Annotated in this window: 9 protein-coding genes; 6 read left to right on the top strand and 3 right to left on the bottom strand. The window is 72.1% G+C overall.

What is annotated here, in order from left to right; genetic code table 11:
* Positions 1 to 1,142: lysozyme family protein (locus CCN35_RS03095; RefSeq protein WP_483883415.1), on the top strand; the 1,142-nt coding region annotated here is incomplete at its 5' end.
* Between the two features lie 235 nt (positions 1,143 to 1,377).
* Here CCN35_RS03095 and CCN35_RS03090 read toward each other — a convergent pair.
* A complete protein-coding gene (locus CCN35_RS03090; protein ID WP_385881084.1) occupies positions 1,378 to 2,262 on the bottom strand; it encodes a class I SAM-dependent methyltransferase in 885 nt (294 codons plus the stop codon).
* 290 nt (positions 2,263 to 2,552) lie between these two features.
* Here CCN35_RS03090 and rpsA point away from each other — a divergent pair, with 290 nt between their 5' ends.
* From rpsA to CCN35_RS03065, 5 genes are all read left to right on the top strand, one after another.
* Entirely contained in the window at positions 2,553 to 4,043 is a 1,491-nt protein-coding gene (gene rpsA, locus CCN35_RS03085; protein WP_067390280.1) for a 30S ribosomal protein S1, read from the top strand.
* A gap of 501 nt (positions 4,044 to 4,544) precedes the next feature.
* The gene (locus CCN35_RS03080; protein ID WP_158100371.1) at positions 4,545 to 5,249 is read left to right on the top strand and encodes a TetR/AcrR family transcriptional regulator; all 705 of its coding nucleotides are present in this window, start codon (positions 4,545 to 4,547) and stop codon (positions 5,247 to 5,249) included.
* A gap of 66 nt (positions 5,250 to 5,315) precedes the next feature.
* Positions 5,316 to 6,254: a PAC2 family protein gene (locus CCN35_RS03075; protein WP_086791432.1), complete on the top strand. Its 939-nt coding sequence runs from the start codon at positions 5,316 to 5,318 to the stop codon at positions 6,252 to 6,254.
* An 18-nt stretch (positions 6,255 to 6,272) separates the two neighbouring features.
* The gene (gene coaE, locus CCN35_RS03070) at positions 6,273 to 6,950 is read left to right on the top strand and encodes a dephospho-CoA kinase (RefSeq protein ID WP_067390289.1); all 678 of its coding nucleotides are present in this window, start codon (positions 6,273 to 6,275) and stop codon (positions 6,948 to 6,950) included.
* 50 nt (positions 6,951 to 7,000) lie between these two features.
* The gene (locus CCN35_RS03065; RefSeq protein ID WP_067390293.1) at positions 7,001 to 7,363 is read left to right on the top strand and encodes a tetratricopeptide repeat protein; all 363 of its coding nucleotides are present in this window, start codon (positions 7,001 to 7,003) and stop codon (positions 7,361 to 7,363) included.
* A gap of 37 nt (positions 7,364 to 7,400) precedes the next feature.
* On the opposite strand, the gene CCN35_RS03060 is transcribed toward CCN35_RS03065, so the two are convergent.
* Both CCN35_RS03060 and CCN35_RS03055 read right to left on the bottom strand, forming a co-directional pair.
* Positions 7,401 to 7,655: a DUF6343 family protein gene (locus tag CCN35_RS03060; protein ID WP_067390301.1), complete on the bottom strand. Its 255-nt coding sequence runs from the start codon at positions 7,653 to 7,655 to the stop codon at positions 7,401 to 7,403.
* 151 nt (positions 7,656 to 7,806) lie between these two features.
* The coding region (locus CCN35_RS03055; protein ID WP_107501023.1) for an RNA-binding S4 domain-containing protein at positions 7,807 to 8,232 on the bottom strand (426 nt) is incomplete at its 5' end.

The raw sequence follows: 8,232 nt of genomic DNA, 5'->3' as shown, positions 1-8,232 counted from the left end.
ACGCCGCCCTCGCCGCCGGCCACTACCTGTGCCGCTTCGGCTGGGACCTGTCCAAGGACGCCGACCTCGAGCGCGCGATCCTCAGCTACAACAACTCGCGGGACTATCTGCGCACCGTCCTGACCTGGCTGGAGTACTACCGCAAGCACAGCCACTCGGTGCCGGACGGCACGGGTCCGCTGCCGTCCCGGCGCAGCGACGGGACGACCGGGACGGGCACCGGTGCGTCGACGGGACCGTCCTCCCGCACCTCGGGCTCCGCATCCGGAAAGCCGGCGAAGCCGGGCGGCGGCACGGCGAGCCCGAAGCCGTCCCAGCCGGACAAGCCCGCCACGCCGGACCGGCCGGCCCCGCCGTCCAAGCCCACTCCGCGGCCCGCCCCGCAGGAGCCGGCCCCGGACCGGCCCGCCCCGTCGCCCACGCCCACCGACACCGTGCACCACCTGGAGGACGCGGGCACGGGCAGGCTCACCGCCATGGCCGGTGACGCGTTCGCCGAGAGGATCAGCACGCGTGCCGAGACCGAGGACGGCAAGCCGGTCGGCAAGGTCCGGGTCCGGTTCGTGATCACCGGTGACACCGACGCCGTCTTCGCCGGCGGGGAGAAGGTCGCCGCGGCCGTCACGGACGCCTCGGGCGTGGCGGTGGCGCCCGTGCTCCAGGCGGGCGAGAAGACGGGCGACTTCACCGTCCGCGCGGTGCTGGTCGGCCGCACGGTCTTCGGCGTCGACTACACGGCCACCGTCACCGAGCGCGCCGCCGACACCCTCACCCGCACCTTTGACACCCCGCTCACCTGCACCCCGGGCGGCGAGTTCGCCGACCAGGTGGAGGTCAGGGCCACCCACCGGGGCGCCGTCGCGGACCGGGTGGCGGCCACCGCCACCCTGATCAGGTCGGAGGACGACCCCACCGAGAACGACAGGGGTCCTTACTTCAAGGACGCCGACGGCAACCCCGTCCGCACCCTGACGGACCTCCGGACGGACGACAAGGGCCTTCTGAAGCTCCCCAGGCTGTACGCGGACGACACCACCGGTACGTTCCTGCTCCGCATCACCACCGCCGGCGGCGCGACGCTGACGGTGGAGCTGACGGTGGAGCCGGCGGACCCGTCGCCGAGCCCGTCGGCGGCGTCGTAGCTCCGAGCCGCACTCCCGCCGCGGTCCCCGGCAGCGGTCCCGGAGCGGGCGGCCTCGGCCCGGCACGGGGCCTCGGCCCGGCAGGGGCACCTCACAAGGCCCCTGCCGCCGCTCCGGCCGCCCGGTCCCGTGCTCCGGCCCCTGCCCCGGTCCCGTACCCGGTGCCCGGTCCCGCTCCGGTCCGTACGCGCTGCGCCGCCCTCGGCGACTCGGCCCCGTACGTCAGTCCCGTACGTCAGTCCCGTACACAGACGAAGATCGCCGTCCCCGGGATCAGCCTTCCGCGCAGCGGCGACCAGCCGCCCCACTCGGAGGTGTTCCAGTCCGGCCACTCCGGCTCGACCAGGTCCACCAGGCGGAAGCCGGAGGCCACGACGTCCCGCACCCGGTCGCCGAGGGTCCGGTGGTGCTCGACGTACACCGCACGGCCCTCCTCGTCCTGCTCCACGTACGGCGTGCGGTCGAAGTAGGACGCGGACACCGACAGCCCCTCCGGGCCGGGCTCGTCCGGGAACGCCCAGCGGATCGGGTGCGTCACCGAGAACACGAACCGCCCGCCCGGCCGCAGCACCCGCCGCACCTCCCGCAGCACCGTGCGCGGGTCGGCCACGAACGGCAGCGCCCCGTACGCCGAGCAGGCCAGGTCGAAGGAGCCGTCCGCGAAGGGCAGCGCGGCGGCGTCGGCGCACACCAGGGGGAACGTCCCGCCGATGCGCAGCGCGTGCTGGAGCTGGCGGTGGGACAGGTCCAGGGCGACCGGGCGCGCCCCCTGCCCGGCCAGCCAGCGGGAGCACTGCGCCGCACCGGCGCCGACCTCCAGGACGTCCTTGCCCCTCAGCTCGTCCGGACCGCCCAGCAGCCCCGCCTCCGCCTCGTCCAGGCCCTCCGGGCCCCACACGAAGCGGTCGTCGCCGAGGAACGCGCCGTGTTCGGTCTGGTACTCGTCCGCGTTGCGGTCCCACCAGCCCCGATTGGCCCTGACGCTCTCCGTGACACCCACCTCACGCCGGGTGGCGACCGGCTCGAAAACTTCAACCGCCTTGGAGGTTTCAGGCTCTTGGATGATCGGCTCCCTCGTCGTACCCTTCCGTCCGGGCCGCGGGGCCACGCGGGTCGCCAACCCGGGTTTTCTGCCGGGAATGGGGCGTTCTGCGCCTAGTGCGCGGCTTCGCGATTGACCCTGCCCGGCTGCCCCCGTATGCTACAAGTTGCGCTGCGGGCCTGCGCGCCTCGGACGGAGCAGGCTGCGCTCGCATCTGTTGTTGTCCCCTCGGTTGTCGAGGCGCCACCAGTGGTCCGACTGGGCTCTCGTGTGGCGCTTCCTTGGCTGTCCGGCTTCTACAGAGCGAAACGGGCTCCGGCGTAAGCAGTACCTACGACTTCAATGTCCGTACCGGAGTCCTTTTCCACATGACGAGCAGCACCGAGACCACCGCCACCACCCCCCAGGTAGCGGTCAACGACATCGGTAACGAGGAAGCCTTCCTCGCGGCGATCGACGAGACGATCAAGTACTTCAACGACGGCGACATCGTCGACGGCGTCATCGTGAAGGTCGACCGGGACGAGGTCCTGCTCGACATCGGTTACAAGACCGAAGGTGTCATCCCGAGCCGAGAGCTCTCGATCAAGCACGATGTCGACCCGAACGAGGTCGTTGCCGTCGGCGACGAGATCGAGGCTCTCGTTCTCCAGAAGGAGGACAAGGAAGGCCGCCTGATCCTCTCGAAGAAGCGCGCCCAGTACGAGCGTGCCTGGGGCACCATCGAGAAGATCAAGGAAGAGGACGGCATCGTTACCGGTACCGTCATCGAGGTCGTCAAGGGTGGTCTCATCCTCGACATCGGCCTCCGCGGCTTCCTGCCGGCCTCCCTGGTCGAGATGCGCCGGGTCCGCGATCTCCAGCCGTACGTCGGCAAGGAGCTCGAGGCCAAGATCATCGAGCTGGACAAGAACCGCAACAACGTGGTCCTCTCCCGCCGTGCCTGGCTGGAGCAGACCCAGTCCGAGGTTCGCCAGACGTTCCTCACGACCCTGCAGAAGGGGCAGGTCCGCTCCGGCGTGGTCTCCTCGATCGTCAACTTCGGTGCCTTCGTGGACCTGGGTGGCGTCGATGGTCTGGTTCACGTCTCCGAGCTCTCCTGGAAGCACATCGACCACCCGTCCGAGGTCGTCGAGGTGGGCCAGGAGGTCACCGTCGAGGTGCTCGACGTCGACATGGACCGCGAGCGGGTCTCCCTGTCGCTGAAGGCGACCCAGGAAGACCCGTGGCAGCAGTTCGCCCGTACTCACCAGATCGGCCAGGTCGTGCCCGGCAAGGTCACGAAGCTGGTTCCGTTCGGTGCGTTCGTTCGTGTGGACGAGGGCATCGAGGGTCTGGTCCACATCTCCGAGCTGGCCGAGCGCCACGTGGAGATTCCGGAGCAGGTCGTCCAGGTCAACGACGAGATCTTCGTCAAGGTCATCGACATCGACCTGGAGCGCCGTCGGATCTCGCTGTCCCTGAAGCAGGCCAACGAGGCCTTCGGGCCCGACCCGCTGGCGGCCGAGTTCGACCCGACTCTGTACGGCATGGCCGCGTCCTACGACGACCAGGGCAACTACATCTACCCCGAGGGCTTCGACCCGGAGACCAACGAGTGGCTGCCGGGCTACGAGAAGCAGCGCGAGGAGTGGGAGCGCCAGTACGCCGAGGCGCAGGCCCGTTTCGAGGCGCACCAGGCGCAGGTCATCAAGTCCCGCGAGGCGGACGCCCAGGCCGCTGCCGAGGGCGGCGAGGCCGCCGCTCCGGCCGCGTCCGGCGGGTCGTACTCCTCCGAGGGCGGCGACAACTCCGGCGCCCTGGCCTCGGACGAGGCGCTGGCCGCGCTGCGGGAGAAGCTGGCGGGCGGCCAGAGCTGATCACCGGCTGCCGGTTCTAGCCGCATAGGCCGACAGGCCGAAGAGGCCGACCAGTGCGAGGGGCCATACCTTCCGGGTATGGCCCCTCGCATGCATGCCGGGGCGGGAACCGGAACCGGCCGTCCTGCGTACGGCCGGCCCGCCGCGCCCGCCCGCGCTGACGGGCCGCACTCCCGCACGGTGGACACTCCGGTGGTCTCCGCCGGGGAAGGAACGCCCGCTCTCCGCCGAGGAAAGGGGTGCCCGGCCGCGCCCCTGCCCCGCCCCCCGCATACCGGCACCCAGGGCATCCCGGCCGATGCGGAGGCCGGACACGGCGGACGACGGGCCGTCCGCCCGCGCACGGCGGCGTGACGGTGCTGTCGGAGTGCATCGGAGCGAAGGCGCCACAATGAAGCGCACACACCGTTGTCAACAACGTTGACAACAGTGATGGCAATGGTTTTCACCAGTCTTGGGCACAATACAGGGGCCAGCACGAGGTGGAGGGAGCCGGTGGAGATGGGGGCCGGGGGCAGCCGGAGCGGACGCCGCGCGGCCACGCTGTCGCCGCAGCGCACCGTCGGGGCGAGCCTGGGACTGCCGGAGAGGGACGGCACCGGCAGGTTCACCTTCCGCGCGCTCGGCGCCCGTCCGGGTGCCGGCCCGACCGCCGTGTACCGGCACTTCCGCGACAAGGACGACCTGCTGCTCGCCGTCGCCGACGAGCTGCTCGCCCGCGCCCTCGACGCCTTCGAGCCCTCGGCCGACCGGCAGGAGACCCTGCACAGTCCCTTCCCGCGGATGCGCGAGGTGCATCCGGCGCATCCGCGCACCGCCGCGCCGGCCACCGTCCGGACCACCCGGCGGCCGGCCGGGATGCGGGCCGTCGGCATCATCCCGGGCGCGCCGGCCGAGGCGGGCTTCGGACCCGGGCGGGCCGCGTACCACTGCCGGGCACTGGTCGGCTTCGCCCCGTCCTGGTCGTGCAGGAGGAACGTCACCCACGCCGCCCCGGACGCACGGACCCGCGCCGGTGACGCGTCCTTCCGGGGACACGAGTACGCCCTCGCCTCCGCGCACCGCCATCCCCGCCTCGCGGCTGCCGCGCCCTGTCTCCCGAAGGCCGAGGGGCCGGACGACGGGCACTTCGCCCTCGCCCCGGACCCGACGCCCGAAGCGGTCGCGGCCCGGGCCGGGGCCGCCGGAGGGCGGACGTCGGACTGAGTGCGGGAATGCCGATACCGCGCTGCTCGTTGTGAACCTACGAACACAAGGAGGGGCGATCACACAGTGCTTGATCCGCAGGGTTTGTACGCATGGGAGCCGAAGGGTCTGGCAGTCGTCGATATGGCACTGGCCCAGGAGTCGACCGGCCTTGTCATGCTCTACCACTTCGACGGATACATCGACGCGGGCCAGATCGGCGACCAGATCGTCGACCGGCTGCTGGACTCGCTGCCCCACCAGGTCGTGGCCCGTTTCGACCACGACCGGCTCGTGGACTACCGGGCCCGCCGCCCGCTGCTGACGTTCCGGCGCGACCGCTGGATCGACTACGAGGTGCCCCGCATCGAGCTGCACCTGGTGCAGGACGCCACGGGCGCGCCGTTCCTGCTGCTGTCCGGGCCCGAGCCCGACGTGGAGTGGGAGCGTTTCGTGGCGGCCGTGCGGCAGATGGTGGAGCGGCTGGGCGTCCGTCTCTCGGTGAACTTCCACGGCATCCCCATGGGCGTCCCGCACACCCGCCCGGTGGGCCTGACCCCGCACGGCAACCGCAGTGACCTCGTGCCGGGCCACCCCAGCCCCTTCGAGGAGGCGCAGGTGCCGAGCAGCGCGGAGGCACTGCTGGAGTACCGCCTGATGCAGGCCGGGCACGATGTGCTGGGCCTGGCCGCGCACGTGCCGCACTACATCGCCCGCTCCCCGTACCCGGACGCGGCACTGACGGTCCTGGAGGCGATCACCTCGGCGACCGGCCTGGTCCTGCCGAGCGTGGCCCACTCCCTGCGCACCGCCGCCCGGCGTACGCAGACCGAGATCGACCGTCAGATCCGCGAGGGCGACGAGGAGCTGACGGCCCTCGTCCAGGGCCTGGAGCACCAGTACGACGCGGCGGCCGGTGCGCAGACCCGGGGCAACATGCTCGCCGAGCCGGTCGACATCCCGACGGCGGAGGAGATCGGCCGCCAGTTCGAACGCTTCCTGGCGGAGCGGGAGGGCGAAGCCTGATCGGCTAGGCTTCCGACCATGCTGTCCGTGGGCCTGACCGGGGGCATCGGAGCCGGTAAGAGCGAGGTGTCGCGGCTGCTCGTGGAGTGCGGGGCCGTGCTGATCGACGCCGACCGCATCGCGCGCGAGGTGGTCGCTCCGGGCACGCCCGGACTCGAGGCGGTGGTGGAGGCCTTCGGCCAGGACGTCCTGGCCGAGGACGGCAGCCTGGACCGTCCCCGGCTGGGCTCGATCGTCTTCGCCGACCCCGAGAAGCTCGCGGTCCTCAACTCGATCGTGCACCCCCTGGTGAGCGCCCGCTCCCGCGAACTGCAGGAGGCCGCGCCCGAGGACGCGGTGGTGGTCCACGACGTCCCGCTCCTGACGGAGAACGGCCTGGCGCCCCAGTACGACGTGGTCGTCGTGGTCGACGCGAGCCCGCAGACCCAGCTCGACCGCCTCGTACGCCTGCGCGGCATGACCGAGGAGGACGCACGCGCCCGCATGGCCGCGCAGGCGACGCGGGAGGAGCGCCTGAGGATCGCGGACATCGTGATCGACAACGATGTGCCGCTGGAGCGGCTGAGGCAGCGGGTGAAGGAGGTCTGGGAGGACCTCAGGCGCAGGGAACGGGAGCTCGGGCAGAAGCCGCGAGGACCGCAGGCCCCGCGGAAGCCGCAGGCGGAGCGGAGGCAGCAGGAGCAGCGGGAGGAATAAGGAGGCCGGCGCGGCGCGTTGAACGATCCCGGCAAGGGAAGGAAGCAGCCGTGCCCGAACGTACTCCTGAGACGCATGTCGTCCACTACCGTGCCGCCGAGCAGCTGCTGGCCGCACAGGACCCGCGGGGCGCGGTGAAGCTGCTCGACGGGGTGATAGCCGCGCACCCGGAGAACACGGCGGCCCGGCTGCTGCGTGCCCGCGCCTTCTTCGCCGCCGCACAGCTGCGCTCGGCCGAGCTGGAGTTCACGATCGTGCTGGAGCGCGAGCCGGACAACGCCTACGCGCACTTCGCGCTCGCCCGCACCTACGAACGGCAGAGCCGCCCCGATCTGGCCAGGCGCCACTTCCGGCTGGCGGCGGCCCTGGACCCGAACCCGGAGTACCTGGAGCGGGCCCACTTCGACACCTGACACCGGCCCCGGCACCGGTTGCCGGCGCCTGCTCCGGCTACTCCGGCGGCCAGTACGGCGGCACGTCCCGTCCCGGCTGATAGTGCGGCCCCTGCCGTATGCGCCGCACGATCACCGCCAGATCAAGGGCGATCACCAGCCACAGCACCCCACAGGCCACCGCCCACCCGAGGATCCCCATCAGCGCGAACACCGCCGTGCCGAGGGCCGTCCAGACCAGCCCCCACACACTCAGCCAGAACCGCGCCCGCAGAGCACTGCGTGCGGTGGTGGGCTCACTGCCCGTACGCATGGCCGATCACCACCCCTTTCCGCACCGTACTCCCCTCGGAAGAGCTTCGGCAAAGGCGGGTTCCGCCCCCCTCTCGGACGGGTGAACCGCCCGGAAGGCGGCGGCCCGTGCGGAGGCGGGGCGGGGGCGGCGGGCGCGGGACGGCGGGCCGTCACCGCCCCCGGAAGCGGCCGTCCAGGCCCCGCAGACGCTCCAGCTCCCGCCGGTCGCGCTTGGTGGGACGGCCGGCGCCGCGGTCACGCATGCCGATGGGGGCGACGGCCTCGCGGGGCGGAGGCGGCGGGGAGTTGTCGATGTAGCACTGGGCGGCGACGGGGGCGCCCACACGCTTGCGGATCAGCCGCTTGACGACGACGATCCGCTCGCGGCCCGCGTGCCGCAGCCGCACCTCGTCCCCCACGCGCACGGAGTACGAGGGCTTCACCCGCTCCCCGTTCACCCGGACATGCCCGCCCCGGCAGGCGGTCGCGCCGATGGAGCGGGTCTTGACCAGACGGACGGCCCAGATCCAGCTGTCGATCCGTACGTTCTCACCGGCGGCCGGGCCGGCGGCCTCGGCGGCGGCGATGGCGGCGGC

The organism is Streptomyces thermovulgaris (assembly GCF_002155915.1).
GTDB classification, from domain to species: Bacteria; Actinomycetota; Actinomycetes; order Streptomycetales; family Streptomycetaceae; genus Streptomyces; species Streptomyces thermovulgaris.
Note: the sequence above shows the minus strand (reverse complement) of the source record. Positions and strands in the feature narration are given on the sequence as shown.

Bases quoted from the DNA above. Each gene is read 5' to 3' on its own strand.
- rpsA (WP_067390280.1), top strand. From the start codon at position 2,553: ATGACGAGCAGCACCGAGACCACCGCCACCACCCCCCAGGTAGCGGTC.
- CCN35_RS03080 (WP_158100371.1), top strand. From the start codon at position 4,545: ATGGGGGCCGGGGGCAGCCGGAGCGGACGCCGCGCGGCCACGCTGTCG.
- coaE (WP_067390289.1), top strand. From the start codon at position 6,273: ATGCTGTCCGTGGGCCTGACCGGGGGCATCGGAGCCGGTAAGAGCGAG.
- CCN35_RS03060 (WP_067390301.1), bottom strand. From the start codon at position 7,655: ATGCGTACGGGCAGTGAGCCCACCACCGCACGCAGTGCTCTGCGGGCG.